Raw genomic sequence first — 19,932 nt, forward strand, 5'->3', positions numbered from 1 at the left:
TGTGCGATACAGCGCGCCCTTGCTGCGGCAGGGCGCGCTGCGGGTGCCCTGCGCGCTGGCTAGCACGCAAGGCGCTGGTGCTTACGCTGCCATGGGGCTGCCGCCCATGCTCGAAGCACCGCGACGACGGCTGCTCAGTGCCAGTCCGGCAAAACCCAGGCCGATCAGCGCCAGCGTGGCTGGCTCAGGTACGGCAACAAAGCTATCCGAAGAATCGGCCTTCAGGAAGGGCACGGTGGTAGGCACGGCACCATCCCACATGCTGGTTGGCGTAAAGAACGATGGTACGTTGGTGGTACCCGTGATCTTGTTGCTGAACACGGAACCGCTGACGATGTCGAGATAGAGCGGATCGACATAGTCGATCATGAAGCGCGAATCGAAGGAGCCCGTCCCGACGGGGCCGGAAGCGGTAAAGCTGGCGTCGTTGAACACCAGATGGCCGGACAGGATCATGATGCCATCGCCGTCGGGATCACCTATCCCGCCGCAGCCGGCCGAGGTAACGCCCTGGCCGTAGCAGCGTACGGTGCTGGCGCCATTGCCGGGCACGGCCTTGCTGACGCCGCCAGGGCCGATCCGGTCCAGGTACAGTGCCAGATTCTGTACGCCGGCATGCAGCGGATCCACATCCATGGCGGCCGATTGTGTGGCCGGCATGGTGAAGTGGGCGGTGGTGGGTGTCTGGGCATCGACCAGCTCCTGGAAGCGCACCACTTTGCTGATTTCAAACGTGCTGTTCAGCCCTGCGGGAGTGACCAGTGCCGGAATATTGCTGTTGGTCATAGTGCCGATGACCATTTGCGAACGCAGTTCCGTCAGGTAAGGGAGTGCGCCGCCGGGGCCGCCTACCGTCAGGCCCGGGATGAAGCCGGTGGCCAGTGCGGTGTCGGTGACATTGGTCCACAGATCGGCATAGGTGGTGTAGGCGCCGGTGCCGGTGGGGTCCAGGCCTACGGTGGGGCCGGCATGCGCGGCCATGGTGCTGGCCAGCAGCGCGCTGCCTAGGGCCAATTTGAGCTGTTTCATAATTACTCCTGATCAGTGAGAACCCGGGAATCGGGGTCGTAAGCGAGTTAGAGCAAAAGCCTTGCCAGTGGCAGGGCTGGCAATCGAATCAAGCACTTAGCAGGTGGTGGAGACAGCAGCGGGGGGCGACTGTAAGAATCTCCGACAGCCGCTATGCGGTTCAGGATTTCAGGCTGCGCAAGCGTTTGGCCGGTATGCCGCCCCAGACTTCGTCGGCGCCGATCTGGCTATCCTTGGTGACGACGGCGCCGGCCGAAATGATGCTGCGGTCGCCAATGCGTACGCCTGCCATGATGACGGCCGTGGCACCGATGGTGACGTTGTCGCCGATCTGGACGGCGCGCAGTTCCAGCTTGTCGCCCTCGATCACGTGGGCAAAGATCACTGCATCGTGGCCGACGATGCTATTGCTGCCGATGCGGGTTAGCGGCGGGTCGAGCATCACGCCGGCACAATAGGTATTGCTGCCCAGCCTGGCGCCGAGTGCCAGATACAGCAGGCGCAGCAGGGGAACGGGGATGAAGTGGGTACGGATCAGCGAGTTGAACAGCAGCAGGTAGAACAGGATGTTCAGGTTGGCGATGGTTTCTTCCTGCGTATGTTCGGCAACGATGCCTTCCTTGAGCGGTGCCGCATACAGCAAGGCGCGATAGATCAGGATGGCGTACAGATAGACCAGCAGCACGACGCCGGACACCAGTACCAGCGCACGGAAGTCGCCCAGCGGTGCGCCGTCGAGCAGGGCGGTGGTGAGCAGGGCCAGCACCAGTATCAGCGCCAGCAGGAGCAGAAACAGGACGATCTGGCTGCCGCGGATGGCGCGCATCACAAGCTCCCCGGCGCATCGTACAGCAGCTGGTGCAGAGGCAGGCGCAGCGAGCGCGAGCGCGCTGCGGGACCGGCACCGATGCGGCCCATGAAGACGGCCTGATCCCAGGCGGCCGCGCCCAGCAGGGCAGCGCCGCGGCGCGACAGGGCAGCGGCACGCTCCTGCATGCCGGCTGTGGCCGAAAAAATGCGCCCGTCGCGCACATAGCGGGCGAAGATCAGCGGCGTCAGTTCCGGCTGCAGTTGCAGGCCGAGGCTGGCGGCCGTCAGCCAGAAACGCTGCACGGCACGGCCAGCTTCGACGAAATCATCGATGCGCTGGGCGCGGTGCGGTGCGACCAGAACGAAATGGGCGGCACAGGCCAGCCCCGGCAGCAGGTCCATCTGCACGCGCGGCGCCAGCGTGCCGGCCAGCCAGCGGTTGAAGAAGGCCACTCTTTCCCAGCGCTGCATAATCCATTGCATCAGGCGCGCCGTGGCCGCATCGACTCCCAGCGCCTGCGACGGAATGCGCGCAACGCTGTAGCGCGCGTTCCAGTCGATCACGCTGCGGTGCACCTGCCAGGCTTCCGGCATGGTCAGGCGCAAGCCGGCGTTGTCGAACATCAGCCATGCAGCCTGCCGCCGGGCGCTGCCTTCCAGCCAGTAGACCTGATAGCCGGGCGGCAGGGCGCCGGCCAGTGCCGCCCGTTCGGCCGGACTGAGCGGGCGTCGGCTCAGGGCGCGCCGCTGCACGCTGCGGGTCTGGATGAAATCGGCCAGCGCATCGGCTTCCAGCAAGGGCGCCGGTAGCAGATCGATGCTGAAGCGCGGGTGCTGCTCCGGTGCTTCGGTATGGCGGCTGGCATGCAGCTGCAGGCGGAAGCGGGTGGCAGCGATGCTCATGGTTTCCAGCAGCGCACCGAGCGAGAGCTGGCTGGGGTGGCCGTCGAGGTCGTACACGCAATGGTTGCGCGTATCGTAGCCGTGCACGATCAGGCGGCGCGGCCCCAGAATTTCGAAGCGCCACGGCTGGGTGTTGTCACCGCTGGGCGCCCAGCGGGCCAGATCGAGGATCTGTTCCAGCGTGGGATCGAATAGCAGGCCGGGCCGGTTCATGAGCGCGCTCCGCGGCGGCGCCGGATCACCCACATGGCCAGCTGCTGTAGCGGGTTGCGGTAGCCGCCCGGACGCCAGGTGCGCACCATGCGGTTATGGTAGGCGTCGAACTGGTAGCCGAACGGCGCGGCGGCCACGGGGCCGCGCTGCAGCAGGATTTTCAGGGCTTCGGTAGCGGCAGCACCGGCGCACAGTTCGCAGCCCATGATGGTGGACGGGCCGCGCTGGGCTTCCAGATTGATGCTGGCCGGATCGACCAGATAGCTGCCGTGCAGGCCCGCCGGCGCCAGCCCGACCAGAAAGCGCAGGGCTTTTTCCGCTTCGGGCAGATCTCCCCAGCCGAAATAGTCATCGAAGCTCATGCCGCCCGGCAGGAAGTTCAGCAGCGCCGTGCCCATGCCCAGTGGCGCCGCCGTGATGGCGGGTATGCCGCGCTCGGCGCAGGCGGCGAACACGGCCTGACGTGCACCGAAGGCGAAGAAATCCAGCCCGTCGACATACAGATCCACGCCATCGAGAAAGGCGGGCATATTGCCGTGGTGGACGCCATCGCGGAACAGGGCCAGCTGCAGTTCCGGATTGATGTCGCGCGCCAGCGTGGCCAGCACGTCGACCTTGGGCAGGTCCAGCGTGGTGACCGTAGCACCCACCTGCCGGTTGAAATTGGCCAGATCGAAGCGGTCGAAGTCGGCAATATGGAAAGCGCCTATGCCGAGGCGGGTGAGGGTGAGCAGGTGGACCCCGCCCACGCCGCCCATGCCGGCAATGGCAATGCGCTTGCTGCGCAATATGCCCTGCTCGGCAGGCGTGACCCAGCCGAGGTTGCGTACAAAGGCGAGCGGATAGGAAAAAGCTGGCGGCATCAGCAGGCTCCGCGCGGCGGACCGTGCCGCGCCAGAAGATAAGACCGCTGTAGCGTGGGTGAGGTTCCCCCGCTGCCTAAAAATAAAATGGGGTCAGATCGGGCGTTGGCGCAGAGTCTGCACCGATGCCCGATCTGACCCCGTGGCTGTGTGCTGGCCTAGCAGCAGCCGCCGCGTTTGCCTGCGCCGCCGTAGCGGGCTTCCTGACGTTCGCGGAAGAATTCCTCATACGTCATGATGGGCTCGCCCGGATGGGTGGCTTCGCGGTGGCTCACATAGGTGTCGTATTCAGGCAGGCCCATCATCAGCCGCACGCTCTGGCCCAGATAACGGCCTGCCTGAACGATTTCGCCTAGCATTACTGGGCTCCGGTAGCCAGTACCAGCGGGCTTTCCTTGGCCGTCGGGCCGCTGGCCGCCCGGGCTTGCAGCACGGTGCGGATACCGAACACCAGAATGCTCAGCACGACGACGACGAAGAAGCCGGCCAGCGATGCATCCAGATAATCGTTGAAGATCACCTGCTGCATCTGCGCCATGGACTTGGCCGGTGCCAGCAGCTTGCCGTCCGCGTAGGCGGCCTGATACTTGGCAGCGTGGGCGAGGAAGCCGACTTTAGGATTGGCCGAGAAGATTTTCTGGAAGCCAGCCGTCAGCGTGCACAGCAGCAGCCAGACGGTAGGCACCATGGTGACCCAGGCAAAGCGCGCACGCTTCATCTTGAACAGCACGCAGGTGCCGAGGATCAGTGCGATGGCGGCCAGCATCTGGTTGGCGATACCGAACAGTGGCCACAGGGTGTTGATGCCGCCCAGCGGATCCACCACGCCCTGGTACAGGAAGTAGCCCCAGGCCGCTACGCACAGACCGGTAGCGGTCAGGTTGGCGACCACGTTTTCCGTCTGTTTCATGGCAGGCACGAAAGCGCCCAGCAAGTCCTGCAGCATGAAGCGGCCGGCGCGGGTGCCGGCGTCCACCGCCGTGAGGATGAACAGCGCTTCGAACAGAATCGCGAAGTGGTACCAGAAGGCCATCATGGTCTGGCCGCCGATCACGTTCGACAGGATGTGGGCCATGCCCACGGCCAGCGTCGGCGCGCCACCGGCACGCGAAATGATGGTGTGCTCGCCCACGTCCTTGGCGGTCTGGGTCAGCATTTCCGGCGTGACGTAGAAGCCCCATTGCGTAATCGCGGCAGCGGCCGTATCCGCCGTGGTGCCGATCAGGGCAGCCGGGCTGTTCATGGCGAAGTACACGCCCGGTTCGATGGTCGATGCGGCGACCAGCGCCATGATGGCGACAAAGGATTCCATCAGCATGGCACCGTAGCCGATGAAGCGGGCGTGGGTTTCGTTTTCGATCATCTTGGGCGTGGTGCCGGACGAGATCAGCGCGTGGAAGCCGGATACGGCGCCGCAGGCTATGGTGATGAACAGGAAGGGGAACAGCGAGCCTGCCCAGACCGGGCCGGTGCCGTCGATGAACTTGGTCATGGCCGGCATTTTCAGGTAAGGCGCAACGATGATGATGCCGATGGCCAGACCGACGATGGTGCCGATTTTCAGGAAGGTGGACAGGTAGTCGCGCGGGGCCAGCAGCAGCCATACAGGCAGCACCGAGGCCACAAAGCCGTAGCCGATCAGCATCCAGGTCAGCTCGGTGCCGGTGTAGGTGAACATCGGTGCCAGCGCCGGATTTTCCTGCACGATCTGGCCGCCGAAGATGGCAGCGATCAGCAGGATGAAGCCGATAATGGAAACTTCGCCGATGCGGCCAACGCGGATGTAGCGCGTGTACACGCCCATGAACAGGGCGATAGGGATGGTGGCCATCACGGTGAAGCTGCCCCATGGCGAGCCGGCCAGCGCTTTCACCACGATCAGTGCCAGCACGGCCAGAATGATCACCATGATCATGAAGGTGCCCAGCAGGGCGATCATGCCGGGGATCTGGCCCAGTTCGGATTTGATCAGGTCGCCCAGCGAGCGGCCATCGCGGCGGGTCGAGATGAACAGCACGATGAAGTCCTGCACGGCGCCGGCAAATACCACGCCAGCCAGTATCCACAGCATGCCGGGCAGGTAGCCCATCTGCGCCGCCAGTACGGGGCCGACCAGCGGACCGGCACCGGCAATCGCGGCGAAGTGGTGGCCGAACAACACGTATTTATTGGTCGGTACGTGGTCCAGACCGTCGTTCAGGCGCTGGGCCGGGGTCAGGCGGCGTGCGTCCAGCCCCAGCACCTTGTCGGCGATGTACAGGCTGTAGAAACGGTAGGCGATCAGATACACGCAGACGGCGGCGATGACGATCCAGATGGCGCTGATCGATTCGCCGCGCTTGAGCGCGACAACGCCCAGCGCTGCCGCACCGCACAGGGCGAGGGCAGCCCAGCCTAGCCGGGCGGCTAGGGTGGTGGGCGCACGAGGGGTGATAGTTTGCATACTTCCTCCAAGGATAGTGTTGCTGCTCCGTAAAAACTCGGTGTAAATCTGGAATGCTGGCAGCTTATGAACAGTATTCAGGAAACGCATATCGCTCACAAGCGCAGCAATACGCAAGTGCGCTGCGTATAACTACGTAGTGGGAAGTGGCCACCTGCGCGTAAAATCGCAGGATCTCAACGGGCAGGATAGTTATGCGACTGCGGCAAAAAGTGCTGTTTCTGGCGATTACGCCACTGATCCTCGCCCTGTGTGCGATTGCACTGGCGGTCTGGCATCAGTCGGAACTGCTGGCCCAGCAGCAGCGCAGCACCATCCAGCAAGCCTATCTGAGCAGCAAAGAGGCCGAACTCAAGCACTACGTCACGCTGGCCCAGCACTCCATTGCCCATCTGTACGATGCCGGCCGGGATGACCCGGCGGCGCGCGAAGAAGCCAAGCGCATCCTGTCCAGTCTCAGCTATGGCGATGATGGCTATTTCTTTGTCTACGATATGCAGGGCAATTCGCTGATGCATCCGCGCCAGCCGGAACTGGTGGGCCGTAATCTGTATGACCTGCGCGACGAGCAGGGCCAGCCCACCATCCAGAAGCTGCTGCAGCGTGCACGCGAAGGCGGCGGGCTGCAGCGCTATATGTGGATCAAGCCATCTACCCATAAGCCGGTGGCCAAACTCGGCTATGTGGTGCCGCTGCCGCGCTGGGGCTGGATGCTGGGCACCGGCATTTATCTGGACGACGTGGAACAGGCGCTGGCCAAGGTCGATGTCCAGCAGTCCGGCAACATTCATAACACCATGCTGTGGATCGCGCTGATCGCGATTGCGGCGGCGGTGGTGGTGGCCAGTTCCGGCGTGGCGCTCAACATCAGCGAACTGCGCGTGGCCGATGCCAAGCTGAAAGTGCTGGCCCAGCGCGTGGTGGAATCGCAGGAAGAGGAGCGCGCGCGGCTGTCGCGCGACCTGCATGACGGCATCAGCCAGTGGCTGGTGTCGATCAAGCTGCAGATCGAGGCGGGCATGATACGGCTGTCGTCCGGCCAGCCGGGCCAGACGGAAGCAGCGCAGGCCGTGTTCGAGCATGCAGCCGATCAATTGAGCAATGTGATGGGCGAGGTGCGGCGGATCTCCCATAATCTGCGTCCCGCCATACTGGACGATCTGGGGCTGGCGGCGGCGCTCAAGCATCTGGGACAGGAATACACTCACAGCAGCGGCACGCCGGTGCAGTTCGAGGCCAGCGGTGCGACCGACGGGCTATCCGATGTGGCCAACACCGTGCTGTTCCGGCTGGCGCAGGAGGCGCTGACCAATATCGGCCGCCACGCGGCAGCGGGGCGGATCGAGATCACGCTGCACGGCGAGGCTGACGGCGTGACGCTGTGCATACGCGATGACGGCAAGGGCTTCGATGCCGAGGGTATTGCACTGCATCCTCAGCGGGGAATCGGATTGCGCAATATGATGGAGCGTATGGACGCCATCGGCGGGCGCTTCAGTATCGAATCAGGCAGCACGGGCACCGTGCTGACGGCATTTGCGGCCAATGACAGTTAGAACCACCGAACATCGGTAAAGAGAAAGCGTGATATGACGGGGACGATCAAAATTCAGCTGGTGGACGACCATCCACTGGTGCGCGACGGCCTGCGGGCGCGGCTGGAAGCCATGCCGCAGTTCCAGGTGGTGGCCGAGGCGGGCGGGGCGGCCGAAGCGCTCGAGCAGGCCGCGCAGATCGATATCGATCTGGTGCTCATGGATATCAATATGCGCGATACCAACGGCATCGAGGCGACGGCCCAGTTCCGCGCCGCCTTTCCCCGCATCGCCGTGCTGATTCTGTCCATGCACGACAAGCTCGAATATGTGTCGCAAGCCATACGGGCGGGCGCGCGCGGCTATGTGCTCAAGGATGCGCCCGGCAAAGATATCGTGGTGGCGATCGAAACGGTGATGTCCGGCGGCATCTATTACAGCGCGGCGCTGGCCCGTCAGCTGGCCCAGCCGCAGTTGCCTGATATGCAACTGACTACGCGCGAGCAGGAAGTGCTGCGCCATCTGGCCCGTGGCGAATCTAACAAGCAGATCGCGCGCGCGCTCGATCTCAGCGTGCGCACGGTAGAAACACACCGTCTCAACATCAAGCGCAAGCTGGGCATCGAAGGGCAGGCCGAACTGATCCGTTTTGCTGTCCAGCATGGCTAGCCCGAGCATTGTTGCAAAGAAACAGAGATTTACTTCTAATTCCGTTGAGCAATTTTCAACTGTTCCTGTTTGCCGGAAAAACTCTGATATATTGCTGCTCGTTCATTTTTTGTTACTGCTGTTGTGGTTTTTTGGTCTTAGATTGGTCTTGATAAGAAATGCAATCCTTCCAAATGGTAATTGATTGCTTTATGTTAATTCTTACTCTAAGATTGTGAGCTCAACCATCCAAGAGAATCTGATGTCTGCGTCTGAATCGAGCCTATTCCCGCTGGTAGCATTGCAAGCGGTTTCCAACGCGCATAACGAGTGGGTTGCGCTGACTATAGAGCCGTCCGAAGACGCAGGCGATGTCTGGCAGAGCGCGCTGTCGCTGCTGAAAACCAGCGAAGTGCTGGAGTCCTTCCTGCCGCTTGACTGCATACTCAACGTACCGCAGCCCGCCCAGCTGGAGCTGTCGCAACTGGACGGCTTGCCGCCTAACCGCGTGGTTCTGCGTGTGCCGGCCGCTGCCGTGGCCGAAGTGCCCGTGCAGAAGAAACTGGCCGGCTACACGGAAGCCGGCTACCGCATCATGATCGATGGCCTGGCCGGCATGGCCGCCACCCTGAGCGGCGCCAAATCGCTGATGTATGACGCCTCGACCTCGCTGCCGCCCGTGCTGGCGCTGATCGGCCAGCCTGGCCCCCATCTGGCCAGCAATATGCAGAGCGAGCAGCGCATTGCCGAATGTGCCAAGGCGGGCTTCTCGTGGTTCAGCGGCGATTTCGCCCTGCATCCGCCGCGCGACCTGAACGCCAACGACGGCACCTCGCGCAAGCGTTTGCTGGCGCTGCTGGGCTTGCTGGCACGCGATGCCGATTCGCGCGAACTGGAAGTGTTGCTCAAGCAGGATCCGGCACTGTCCTACCATTTACTGAAACTGGTGAACTCGGCAGCGTTTGCGCTCAGTTCGCCTATCCACAGCTTCGGCCAGGCCATCAATGTGCTGGGCCGGCGCCAGTTGCAGCGCTGGCTGCAGCTGCTGCTGTATGCGCGCCAGCAGGATGACGGCAAAGCCAATCCGCTGCTGCCGCTGGCCGCCGTGCGGGCAGCCCAGATGGAAGCGCTGGGCAAGGCGCTGGACTGGGAGCGCGACCAGCTCGATATGGCTTTCGTGACGGGCGTGTTCTCGTTGCTCGATGTGCTGCTCGATATGCCGATGACGGAAATTGTCGCGGCCCTGAGTCTGGACCTCGATGTGGTGATGGCGCTGCTGGACCGCGGCGGCGCGCTAGGCGAGCTGCTCAAGCTGGTCGAACGGCCGGACCGCGCTGCCTTGGAGCAGGCCGGAATCGATCCAGCGACCTACTGGGCGACGCAGCTGCAAGCCTACCAGTGGGCGATTCAGGTGAGCCGGAATATATAAACAATGCTCGCGCCTCCATCCTCCGATTTTCTGAGTTACAGCGCGGCACTATGTGACGCGGTGTTGCGCTTGCGCGGCACGGCACTCAGCGAGGAACTAGGACGCATCGTGCGCAGCGTAATGCACAGTCCGCTAGGGGAGTTCATTCCCGTGGACGAGCAGGCGGTGCTGCTCGAACCGCCCGTGATCGAAGTGCTGGCTGCGAACGATGCGGCCGTGCCCAGCCTGATCCAGGACATCAACTATGAAGGGCAGTGCTTCGGCCGCTTCGTGGTCTCGGGGCGGGCCGAATACAGCGAACTCGATCGTTCGCACCTGCGGGCGCTGGCCCATCTGGCGGCCGGCGTGCTGCATACCCAGTCGCTGGCCCAGCGTTCCACCCATGCCTATGTGCAGGTGGAAAACCAGCTTCAGCATCAGTCCCAGATACTCGACCATATCCACGAGTCCGTGCTGACCATGGATATGAACGGCTTCATCATCAGCTGGAACAAGGGCGCCGAACGGCTGTTCGGCTACAGCTCGGTGGAAGCGATAGGCCGCAACATCCTGTTCCTCTACGAAGACGAGGACGAAAGCATAGACGATACCTTCCTCGAGCAGGGCGGACGGCTGATGGAGGTGCGGCGCAAAAAGAAATCGGGCGAAGTATTCTGGGCCAGCCTGTCGCTGTCGCCACTGCGCGACCCGCATGGCCGGCCTATCGGCCTGATCGCCTACCTGACCGACATCACCGAGCGCAAGCTGGCGGAAGAACGCATCCACCATCTGGCCTATTACGATGCGCTGACCAATCTGCCCAACCGCACGCTGCTGACCAAGCTGGTCGATCAGGCGCTGACGGTGGCCCAGCGCAGCAAGCTGCATGGCTGCGTGCTGTTCATCGACCTGAATCGCTTCAAGCTGATCAACGATACCCTGGGCCGCACAGTGGGCGATGAATTGCTCTGTGAAGTGGCGCGGCGTTTCCGTGCCGTGCTGCGCGATCAGGATCTGGTGGCGCGTCTGGGCGGCGACGAGTTTGCCATCGGCCTGTTCGATATCGGCCAGCACTTCGAGGCCAGCATGGTGGCGCAAAAACTGCTGGCGACACTGAACACCCCGTTCCTGATCGATGGCCATGATCTGCGCGTGGGCGGCAGCATAGGCATCAGCGTGTATCCGCAGGATGGCAGCGATGCCGAAACCCTGCTGCGGCTGGCCGACATTGCCATGTACCGCGCCAAGCAGGAGGGCGGTGCCGAGGGCGACCATGTGGCCTTCTACAGTCAGGACATGAATCAGGGCATGCAGGAACGCATGCGTATCGAAACGGGCTTGCGCCATGCACTCAGCAATGGCGAACTGCTGCTGCATTACCAGCCCAAGTTCGAGATTGCCAGTGGCCGCATCATCGGTGCGGAGGCTCTGGTGCGCTGGCGCCATCCCCAGCGCGGACTGGTGCCGCCGGCCGAGTTCATACCCTTGGCCGAAGCGACAGGGCTGGTGGTGCAGGTGGGCGAATGGGTGCTGGAACAGGCTTGCGCGCAGGCGCAGCGTTGGCAGCAGGCCGGGCTGGCGCCGGTGCGGCTGGCCGTCAATGTGTCGGCACGCGAGTTCACGGCCAGCTTGCCGGGGCGGGTGCAGACCACGCTGCAGCGCTATGGCCTGGCGCCGGAATGGCTGGAACTGGAGATCACGGAAAGCACGCTGATGAATAACATCGAGCGCGTCATCGGCATCATGGATCAGATCGCGGCGCTGGGCGTTACGCTATCGCTCGACGATTTCGGCACTGGCTATTCCAGCCTGTCCTATCTCAAGCGCTTCCCCATCGATACGCTGAAGATCGATCGTTCCTTCACCATCGGCATCCCTGACGATGCCAACGACTGCGCCATTGCCAATACCATCATCAGCATTGCCCAGCAGCTCAAGCACAAGGTGATAGCGGAAGGCGTGGAGACGGCCGAGCAGCTGGAATTCCTGCGCCAGTCCGGTTGCGACGAGGTGCAGGGCTATCTGTTTTCGCGTCCGCTGGAGGCCGATGCCTTCGAACTGGCCATGTGCAAGAATCTGGCGGCAGAGCAGGGCAGCCGCGCAGCCTGAGCCTGTGGCGGCGGAAAGCGCCCCAATTGCGGATGAAGAATGTATAATGTCGCTCGTTCAGGAAGCGTGGCCGAGTGGTTGAAGGCAGCAGTCTTGAAAACTGCCGACGGTTTGCGCCGTTCGTGAGTTCGAATCTCACCGCTTCCGCCAGGATTCAGAAAAAGCCATAGACGAGTCTATGGCTTTTTTTATGGTGGTCTGTTCTAGCGTTCCTGACGCATCTAGGACTGTACCAGCAACTGGTGCGCCGCTGCAAAATTTTCCTCATCATAGCCACTGACCTGAGTGCTGACGATCAGCCCCTCACCAATCAGAAACAACTGCAGTGCGTAACGATCCGGTGTGGCTAATCCCGCTTCAGCGCAGATCTGCTGCAAGTAGTCGAGCACGCGACGCTTGTGTGCCTTGGCCTGCCTATGTGGTGGCGAAGCGTGCTCGGCATATTCGGCGCTGGCGTTGATGAACATGCATCCGTGAAAACCGCGTTGCTGCCCCCATGCATTCAGAAAATCCACGTAGGCAGGCGGCCGTTGTGTTGCCTCATGACCGGAAATAAAGGCCGTCATCAACTCCATGAACTGCACGTCTCTCGCATCTAGTACGGCGGCAATCAAATCGTCTTTGCTGGGGAAATAGCGGTAAAGCGTCCTTTTTGTAACTCCCACTGCGGCACTGAGTTGATCGACGCCGGTCGCATGAAAGCCGTGTTGGTAGAGTTCGGTCATGGCGGCGCTGATGATCTGGTCTGATGTATTCATATCGAGTTTTTATTTGAATTATTCCTAGTATAAGAGGCGAGAATACAAATGTATACAGATCTGTTTACTTCAATGTATACTGATCGGTATACTTTGTAATTATTGATAGGAAGGGCTGATCATGCTGTTTGGTTTATTCAAGGAATCCGCTGCGCCTGCGGCACCCTCGCTGGGCTACAGTGCCATCTCGCTGGCAGGCAGTTGCATCACCATCGGGCTGACGGCCTGGCTGACGCAGGTTAGTCAGGCCAGCTGGCTGATCGCGCCATTCGGCGCAAGCTGTGTGCTGGCGTTCGGCTTGCCTGAGTCGCCGCTGGCGCAGCCGCGCAGCATCATCGGTGGTCACGTAATTGCCACGCTGGTTGGACTGTTAATGCTGGCGTTATGTGGAAACAGCTGGTGGTCGGAGGCGCTGGCAGTGGGGATGGCATTATTCGCCATGCAGCAAACCCGCACAGTGCACGCGCCGGCCGGTGCCAATCCGCTGGTAGTGATGACCTTGCAGCCGGATTGGGGCTTCCTGCTGACGCCAGTCCTGAGCGGTACCTGCATGATCGTGGCAGTTGCCTGGGCGATTAATAATTTGCGGAGTCGCGGCAGTTATCCGCGCTACTGGCGCTAGAGCAAGCGCTTAGACAAGGCTTGGTCAGCGGTGGGGTGCAAGAGTTAGGGGCCTAGCTGCTTAAGTAAGGCCGGTACTAACTGGGCGAACAGAACGGTGGAAACTATCCAAAGGATAATCGTGTTTTTAGCTTCGAGTATCTGGGCTTTGGTATCAGCGCGAATCAGGTCAAATTTGAGATCGATTTGCATGCACCACTTCGTGAACTCTGCGGTTAGCTGATTGAACGCTGTGGTTAGCTGATTGAACTCTGCCCTTAACTGGTTGAACTCCGTTCTGAATTTGTCGAACTCGGCCTTAAGTGTGTCGCCGCTTGTTTTTAGTGTATGCAACTCGCCCTGCATCCTATCGATTTTCGCGCTTATTTCACTGCGCAGCTCGGCTATCGCTTGCGCGAGGTCAGCTTTAGTTGCATAGAGGGACTTGATCGTTGCCAGATCGGCTTTGATCACTGCGAGATCCGCTTCCAGTTTTGTAAAAGTCTGCTCCATAGCTTTATCCTCGGCCGTTTTTATGTCATCGTCAATCGAATTCCGTGGCTGCCCGGATTCTTTCGACAAGGCGGCCTTCAGGTGTGCGGTTGCGGGCTTACTCATCTGGATGCTCACAGCGCGGTGGGTTGGTAGGCCCGGGTGGGGGTATGGCTCATCCTGAAGCTGAAACTGCCTGCAGCGTTTGTGCTGGCGCAAAGGTGTGCGGGCGGCGACGGAATAAAAAAAGCCGGCGCGAGGCCGGCTTGCTGTTGAGGCGAGAACTATCTTAGTCGCGGCTACCGCCGAAGATGCCCAGCAGCGACAGCAGGTTGGTGAAGATGTTGTAGATATCCAGATAGATGCTCAGGGTGGCGCGGATGTAGTTGGTTTCGCCGCCGTTCACGATCTGCTGCACGTCGTACAGGATGTAGGCCGAGAAGATGGCGATGGCAACCACCGAGATCACGATGGCCAGCGCTGGAATGCCCAGGAAGATGTTGGCAATCGAAGCCAGCAGGATCACGATCAGACCGGCAAACGCCCAGCTAGCCACGCCCGAGAAATCGCGCTTGGACACGGTAGCGATGCTGGCCAGCACGGCGAACACGGACGCCGTACCGCCGAAGGCCGTCATGATCAGGAAGCCGCCATTCGAGAAGCCCAGGATGCGCGACAGCAGCGGGGTCAGCCACAGGCCCATGAAGAAGGTGAAGCCCAGCAGCAGGGCCACGCCCAGACCGGAATCCTTGTTTTTCTCGATGCCCCAGATAAAGCCGAAGGCGATACCGAGGAACAGCAGGGCCATCAGACCGCCACCCAGTGGCAGGTGCAGCGAGACGCCCAGCGCCGCGCCGAAAATGGTAGGCACCATGGACAGGGCCAGCAGCCAGTAGGTATTGCGCAGCACTTTGTGCTGGGTGAGCTGGCGACTAGACGACAGATCGTAAGTATTTTGCATATTATTCATGAGCTTATCTCCCTCTTGGTGATTCGAGTACTGCTTGCCAAAAGCATAGCATGTCTGTGCAAAATTGCGCAAAGTTCGGGCCCTTTGCCCCTTAGACTAGCCTTAAACAAGCTGGTTCAGGGGTAAAATTGCCGCTAATGCAAGCTTATCTGACCCCGATACTCGGTAGTTGGGGTGTTCTATGGTAAAATTAAAGGTTGATTGAGTTATCAATTTTGTTTTAAACCTTTCTTTTTATTGGAGTTTTTCAAATGGCAATCGAACGCACCCTGTCGATCATCAAACCAGACGCAGTTGCAAAAAACGTCATCGGCCAAATCTACAGCCGCTTTGAAAGCAATGGTCTGAAGATCGTTGCTGCTCAAATGAAGCAACTGTCGCGTGCAGATGCCGAAGGTTTCTACGCTGCTCACAAAGAGCGCGGCTTCTTCAAAGATCTGGTGGACTTCATGGTTTCGGGTCCAGTCATGATCCAGGTTCTGGAAGGCGAAAACGCCGTTCTGAAAAACCGCGAACTGATGGGCGCTACCGATCCTAAGAAAGCCGACAAGGGCACCATCCGCGCTGACTTCGCTGATTCGATCGACGCGAACGCTGTGCACGGTTCGGACGCTGTTGAAGCTGCTAAAGTAGAAATCGCCTACTTCTTCGGCGCTTAATACTGGCTGTACCACCGTTTCTGCCGCGCCGGGCCTGGCGCGGCGCGCAGAAGCGGTTTTTTATTTGTAGTGGAATTTGTTTTAGATAGAATGGGCAACACCGTGAACGCACCTCTGACCAACTTGCTGGACTTCGATCCCGCGCAGCTCACCGCTTATTGCGCCGAGTTGGGGGAGAAGCCGTTCCGCGCCAAACAATTGCAGCGCTGGATACACCAGTTCGGAGCGTCCGACTTCGACAGCATGACCGATCTGGCCAAATCGCTGCGCGACAAACTCAAGACCCGCGCCTACGTGCAAGCGCCGGCCATCATCAGCGACCACACCTCCAGTGACGGTACGCGTAAATGGCTGGTCGACGTGGGCAACGGCAATGCCGTGGAAACCGTGTACATTCCGGAAGAAACCCGCGGCACCCTGTGTATTTCCACCCAGGCCGGCTGCGCCGTGAACTGCCGCTTCTGCTCGACGGGCAAGCAGGGCTTTTCGCGCAATCTGACGGTGGGCGAAATCATCGGCCAGCTATGGATGGCCGAATTCGAACTGCGCCGCACCAAGGGTATCGAACCGGGCCCGAAAGGCGAACGCCAGATCACCAACGTGGTGATGATGGGTATGGGCGAGCCGCTGCTGAATTTCGAGCCGACCGCTACGGCGCTCAAGCTGATGCTGGACGATAACGCCTACGGTCTGTCGCGCCGCCGCGTAACCCTGTCCACCTCGGGCGTGGTGCCGATGATAGACAAGCTGTCGCAGGAAGTGCCGGTAGCGCTGGCCGTGTCGCTGCACGCGTCCAACGATGCGCTGCGCGATGGCCTGATCCCGCTGAACAAGAAGTACCCGCTGAAAGAACTGATGGCGGCCTGCAAGCGCTATCTGGAATTCGCCCCGCGCGATTTCATCACCTTCGAATACTGCATGCTGGATGGCGTCAACGACAGCGACGAGCATGCACGCGAACTGGTGGCGCTGGTGCAGGATCGCCAGACTGGCGTGAACTGCAAATTCAACCTGATTCCGTTCAATCCCTTCCCTGAATCGGGCCTGCTGCGTTCGAAGAATCCCCGTATCAAGGCCTTCGCGCAGATACTGCTCGATGCCGGCATCGTCACCACCATCCGCAAAACCCGCGGCGACGATATCGATGCGGCCTGCGGCCAGCTGGCCGGTGAAGTGCAGGACCGCACGCGCGTGCAGGAGCGCATGGAAAAAATGAGCGAATACCAGCAGAAGTTTGGTGCCAATTTCGGCAAGATCGTGGAGATCCGTTCCTGATGATCGCCCTGGCGCAGCGTTGCCAGTCCAGTCTAGTCGCCCTGTGTGCAGGTGCGCTGCTGGTTGCCTGCGCCTCGTCCGGTTCCAATCCCGGCCATAGCGGTCAGGCGGAACTGAGCACCGTATCCGATCAGACGGCGATCCAGCGCAAGGTCGATATCCGCATGCAGCTGGCCGTGGGCTACTACGAGCAGGGCCAGTATCTGGTGGCGCTCGATGAAGTCAAGCTGGCGCTGGCGGCCGATCCCCAGTATGCGGACGGTTACGGCATGCGCGGCCTGATCTACCAGCAGCTGGGCGAGCTGGCGCTGGCCGAAGATAACTTTGTGCGCGCGCGCAAGCTGGCGCCCGGCAATCCTGATCTGGCCAATAACTACGGTTCTTTCCTGTGCCAGATGGGGCGCGTCAAGGAAGCCATGCCGCTGTTCGATGCTGCACTGGCCAACCGCGCCTATCGCGCGCCTGCCAGCGCGGCCAATAACGCCGGCTCGTGTGCATTGAAAGTGAAGGATTACGCCAGCGCGGAGCGTTATCTGCTGCAAGCCTTGCAGCTGACGCCCGATCTGCCGGCAACCAACGCCAATCTGGCGAAGGTGTATTTTGAAAAGCGCGATGTGGTACGCGCCAATTTCTTCATTACGCGCCTCAACAAGGTGGCGAAGATGGAGAGTCTGACGGCCGATGTGCTATGGCTAGCGATTAAAGTGCAGCACCAGCTCGGCGATGCCGGTGCCGAAGCAGCGTGGGCGACCCAATTGCGTCGTCACCATGCCGGCTCGGCCGAGTATGCTGCTTATCAACGTGGGGCGTTTGATGAGTGATACAGGGGAATCGATGAATTCAGAGTGGGTTGATACGCCGCAGGAACAGGCAGCACCCAGCGCGGCTACGCCCGGCGCGCAACTGGCAGCACAGCGTGAAGCGCTGGGGCTGACGGTAGAACAGATTGCGGATCAACTGAAACTGGCGACGCGTCAGGTGCGCGCACTGGAAGCCGGTGATTACGAGGCACTGCCGAATATGGCCGTGGTGCGCGGTTTTGTGCGCGCCTATGCCAAGGTCGTGAAAATCGATGCAACGCCTCTGGTAGCGATGATCGAAGTGATTTCGCCGACCAGCTACGAAGCGGCGCCGCCGCGCAAGGAAGCTGCGCCCAAATTCACGGAATCACGCTTCCCGTCGATGACGCCGCGGCCTACCAGTTCGGTAGGCTGGCTGGCCGGTGCTGCTGTTGCCGTTGCGCTGGTCGCTGGCGGCGTGTATGCCTACCAGAGCGGCATCATCCCGCTGACGATGTTCCAGCGTTCGGATGCGGATGGTGCGAGCGCCGTGGCCGATGCGGCCAAGGCGGCGGAAGCGGCGGTGACGCCGATTGAAACCACGCTGGTCAAGCCGGGTGAAGAAGGTGCAGCCGTGCAGAGCACCAATGTGCCGCTGGTATCCGTACCGGCACCGGTCGCCGATGCTGCTGCACCTGCTGCGGCCACTGCGCCTGGCGCTACCGCTGCACCAGCAAACGTGCCAGCTAATGTACCCGCTAATGTACCGGCAGCCGCGCCTGCCGCCACTGGCGTAGTGCCTGCGCCGGCCGCCACGACGGCAGCTGCCACCACGACGCCTGTTGCGGCAGCCGCCAAGCCGCAGACTGCTGCTCCGGCAGCCCCTGCGCCTTCCGGTACCCAGCTGGTGCTGAAAGTGAATGAGGATTCGTGGGTCGAGATTCGCCGTCCCGGTGCTGCGTCGCTGATTTCGCGCACCGTGAAAGCGGGCAGCACCGAGACCTTTGACATCAAGGAACCGGCACTGCTGATCGTTGGCAAACCGGGCGGTGTGGAAGCTACGCTGGGCGGAACAGCACTGGCGCTGCCACCTGTTGCGGGCGGCACGATTTCGCGCGTGAACATCAAGTAATCGATACGCTGTATAACCAAGCTGAAATTTATGTCTTCTAGTCTTACTGCCATTCCATCGGGTCCTGCACCGCGCCGCGCCAGCCGCAGCGTGCTGATCGCGCACGGCCAGCGCAAGATCTGGGTGGGCGGCGACGCGCCTGTCGTGGTGCAGTCGATGACCAATACCGATACCGCCAATGCGCTGGAAACGGCGATCCAGATTAAGGAGCTGGCGCGTGCCGGTTCCGAGCTGGTGCGCCTGACGGTGGACCGTCCCGAATCGGCTGCTGCGATCCCCTACATCCGCGAGCAGCTGGACAAAATGGATATCGATGTGCCGCTGGTGGGCGATTTCCACTACAACGGCCACACCCTGCTGACCGACTATCCCGAGTGCGCCAAGGCGCTGTCGAAGTACCGCATCAATCCCGGCAATGTGGGCAAGGGCGCCAAGCGCGATACCCAGTTTGCCCAGATGATCGAAGTGGCGGCCCGTTACGACAAGCCGGTGCGTATCGGCGTCAACTGGGGCAGTCTGGATCAGGCCCTGCTGGCCCGCATCATGGATGAAAACGCAGCGCGCGCCGAGCCATGGCCGGCGCAGGCAGTGATGTACGAAGCGCTGATTACTTCGGCCATCGAAAATGCCGTGCGCGCCGAAGAACTTGGGCTGGGCCGCGACAAGATCATCCTGTCCTGCAAGGTCTCCGGCGTGCAGGACCTGATCGCCGTGTACCGCGAACTGGCGCGCCGCTGCGACTATCCGCTGCATCTGGGCCTGACGGAAGCGGGTATGGGCAGCAAAGGTATTGTGGCCTCGACGGCGGCGCTGTCGGTGCTGCTGCAGGAAGGTATCGGCGATACCATCCGCATTTCGCTCACCCCCGAACCGGGCGGTGACCGTAGTCGTGAAGTGGTGGTGGGGCAGGAGATCCTGCAAACCATGGGCCTGCGCAAATTCACCCCGATGGTGATTGCCTGCCCGGGTTGCGGCCGTACTACCTCGACCACTTTCCAGGAACTGGCGGACAACATCCAGACCTTCCTGCGCGAGCAAATGCCGGAGTGGAAAAAAATCTATCCGGGCGTGGAAGCCATGAACGTGGCGGTAATGGGCTGCATCGTCAATGGCCCCGGCGAATCCAAGCATGCCAATATCGGCATCAGCCTGCCGGGCACGGGCGAATCGCCTGCTGCACCGGTGTTTGTCGATGGTGCCAAGGTGGCGACGCTGCGCGGTGAGCGCATCGTGGAAGAGTTCCAGGAAATCGTCCTGAACTACGTGAAGAATAACTATGGCAAGCCGCAGGCTGCCTGAAGCTGAA

19 protein-coding genes and 1 tRNA gene are annotated in these 19,932 nt (G+C 61.2%); 11 read left to right on the top strand and 9 right to left on the bottom strand.

The annotated features are described in order from the left end of the window. Positions 1-81: 81 nt before the first annotated feature. The 6 genes from GTP23_RS08180 to GTP23_RS08205 all read right to left on the bottom strand — a co-directional run bounded on the left by GTP23_RS08180 (position 82) and on the right by GTP23_RS08205 (position 6,261). The gene (locus GTP23_RS08180; RefSeq protein WP_161034753.1) at positions 82-1,029 is read right to left on the bottom strand and encodes a PEP-CTERM sorting domain-containing protein; all 948 of its coding nucleotides are present in this window, start codon (positions 1,027-1,029) and stop codon (positions 82-84) included. A gap of 160 nt (positions 1,030-1,189) precedes the next feature. Beyond that, complete coding sequence (locus GTP23_RS08185; protein ID WP_161034754.1) at positions 1,190-1,855, bottom strand: acyltransferase; 666 nt, start codon at positions 1,853-1,855, stop codon at positions 1,190-1,192. Next, entirely contained in the window at positions 1,855-2,955 is a 1,101-nt protein-coding gene (locus GTP23_RS08190; protein ID WP_161034755.1) for a nitroreductase family protein, read from the bottom strand. The genes GTP23_RS08185 and GTP23_RS08190 overlap by 1 nt, the downstream gene beginning before the upstream one ends. Continuing rightward, positions 2,952-3,818, bottom strand: a complete 867-nt coding sequence (locus GTP23_RS08195; RefSeq protein ID WP_161034756.1) for a ThiF family adenylyltransferase — start codon at positions 3,816-3,818, stop codon at positions 2,952-2,954. The genes GTP23_RS08190 and GTP23_RS08195 overlap by 4 nt, the downstream gene beginning before the upstream one ends. A gap of 158 nt (positions 3,819-3,976) precedes the next feature. After that, a complete protein-coding gene (locus tag GTP23_RS08200; protein WP_155436495.1) occupies positions 3,977-4,177 on the bottom strand; it encodes a YbdD/YjiX family protein in 201 nt (66 codons plus the stop codon). Continuing rightward, positions 4,177-6,261, bottom strand: coding sequence for a carbon starvation CstA family protein (locus GTP23_RS08205; protein WP_161034757.1), 2,085 nt, complete (start codon positions 6,259-6,261; stop codon positions 4,177-4,179). The genes GTP23_RS08200 and GTP23_RS08205 overlap by 1 nt, the downstream gene beginning before the upstream one ends. A gap of 194 nt (positions 6,262-6,455) precedes the next feature. Between GTP23_RS08205 and GTP23_RS08210 the strand changes: the two genes are divergently transcribed. The 5 genes from GTP23_RS08210 to GTP23_RS08230 all read left to right on the top strand — a co-directional run bounded on the left by GTP23_RS08210 (position 6,456) and on the right by GTP23_RS08230 (position 12,111). Further along, entirely contained in the window at positions 6,456-7,817 is a 1,362-nt protein-coding gene (locus GTP23_RS08210; RefSeq protein ID WP_161034758.1) for a cache domain-containing protein, read from the top strand. 33 nt (positions 7,818-7,850) lie between these two features. Beyond that, positions 7,851-8,465, top strand: coding sequence for a response regulator (locus tag GTP23_RS08215; protein WP_161034759.1), 615 nt, complete (start codon positions 7,851-7,853; stop codon positions 8,463-8,465). 241 nt (positions 8,466-8,706) lie between these two features. Beyond that, positions 8,707-9,873, top strand: coding sequence for an EAL and HDOD domain-containing protein (locus tag GTP23_RS08220; protein ID WP_161034760.1), 1,167 nt, complete (start codon positions 8,707-8,709; stop codon positions 9,871-9,873). Between the two features lie 3 nt (positions 9,874-9,876). Then, positions 9,877-11,961 carry a putative bifunctional diguanylate cyclase/phosphodiesterase gene (locus tag GTP23_RS08225; RefSeq protein ID WP_161034761.1) on the top strand — a complete coding sequence of 695 codons (2,085 nt, stop codon included), beginning with the start codon at positions 9,877-9,879 and terminating at the stop codon, positions 11,959-11,961. 60 nt (positions 11,962-12,021) lie between these two features. Beyond that, positions 12,022-12,111: transfer RNA gene (locus GTP23_RS08230), tRNA-Ser, on the top strand. A 71-nt stretch (positions 12,112-12,182) separates the two neighbouring features. Here GTP23_RS08230 and GTP23_RS08235 read toward each other — a convergent pair. After that, the gene (locus GTP23_RS08235; RefSeq protein WP_161034762.1) at positions 12,183-12,719 is read right to left on the bottom strand and encodes a TetR/AcrR family transcriptional regulator; all 537 of its coding nucleotides are present in this window, start codon (positions 12,717-12,719) and stop codon (positions 12,183-12,185) included. A 121-nt stretch (positions 12,720-12,840) separates the two neighbouring features. Between GTP23_RS08235 and GTP23_RS08240 the strand changes: the two genes are divergently transcribed. Further along, a complete protein-coding gene (locus GTP23_RS08240; RefSeq protein WP_161034763.1) occupies positions 12,841-13,341 on the top strand; it encodes an HPP family protein in 501 nt (166 codons plus the stop codon). A gap of 44 nt (positions 13,342-13,385) precedes the next feature. Here the strand turns inward: GTP23_RS08240 and GTP23_RS08245 are convergent, their stop codons facing one another. Then, positions 13,386-13,937 carry a hypothetical protein gene (locus tag GTP23_RS08245; protein ID WP_161034764.1) on the bottom strand — a complete coding sequence of 184 codons (552 nt, stop codon included), beginning with the start codon at positions 13,935-13,937 and terminating at the stop codon, positions 13,386-13,388. Between the two features lie 163 nt (positions 13,938-14,100). After that, the gene (locus GTP23_RS08250; protein ID WP_155434868.1) at positions 14,101-14,781 is read right to left on the bottom strand and encodes a Bax inhibitor-1/YccA family protein; all 681 of its coding nucleotides are present in this window, start codon (positions 14,779-14,781) and stop codon (positions 14,101-14,103) included. Positions 14,782-15,032: 251 nt separating this feature from the next. Here GTP23_RS08250 and ndk point away from each other — a divergent pair, with 251 nt between their 5' ends. The 5 genes from ndk to ispG all read left to right on the top strand — a co-directional run bounded on the left by ndk (position 15,033) and on the right by ispG (position 19,925). Then, positions 15,033-15,440, top strand: a complete 408-nt coding sequence (ndk, locus tag GTP23_RS08255; protein ID WP_155434869.1) for a nucleoside-diphosphate kinase — start codon at positions 15,033-15,035, stop codon at positions 15,438-15,440. Between the two features lie 102 nt (positions 15,441-15,542). Beyond that, positions 15,543-16,715, top strand: coding sequence for a dual-specificity RNA methyltransferase RlmN (gene rlmN, locus GTP23_RS08260; RefSeq protein WP_503826589.1), 1,173 nt, complete (start codon positions 15,543-15,545; stop codon positions 16,713-16,715). Continuing rightward, on the top strand, positions 16,715-17,536 hold the full coding sequence (gene pilW / locus GTP23_RS08265; protein ID WP_155434871.1) for a type IV pilus biogenesis/stability protein PilW: 822 nt from the start codon (positions 16,715-16,717) through the stop codon (positions 17,534-17,536). Before rlmN ends, pilW begins: the two co-directional genes overlap by 1 nt. A gap of 13 nt (positions 17,537-17,549) precedes the next feature. After that, positions 17,550-18,626: a helix-turn-helix domain-containing protein gene (locus tag GTP23_RS08270; protein WP_161034765.1), complete on the top strand. Its 1,077-nt coding sequence runs from the start codon at positions 17,550-17,552 to the stop codon at positions 18,624-18,626. Positions 18,627-18,656: 30 nt separating this feature from the next. Beyond that, positions 18,657-19,925, top strand: coding sequence for a flavodoxin-dependent (E)-4-hydroxy-3-methylbut-2-enyl-diphosphate synthase (gene ispG / locus GTP23_RS08275; RefSeq protein WP_155434873.1), 1,269 nt, complete (start codon positions 18,657-18,659; stop codon positions 19,923-19,925). Positions 19,926-19,932: the final 7 nt, after the last annotated feature.

Source organism: Duganella fentianensis (genome assembly GCF_009857835.1).
GTDB lineage: Bacteria > Pseudomonadota > Gammaproteobacteria > Burkholderiales > Burkholderiaceae_D > Rugamonas > Rugamonas fentianensis.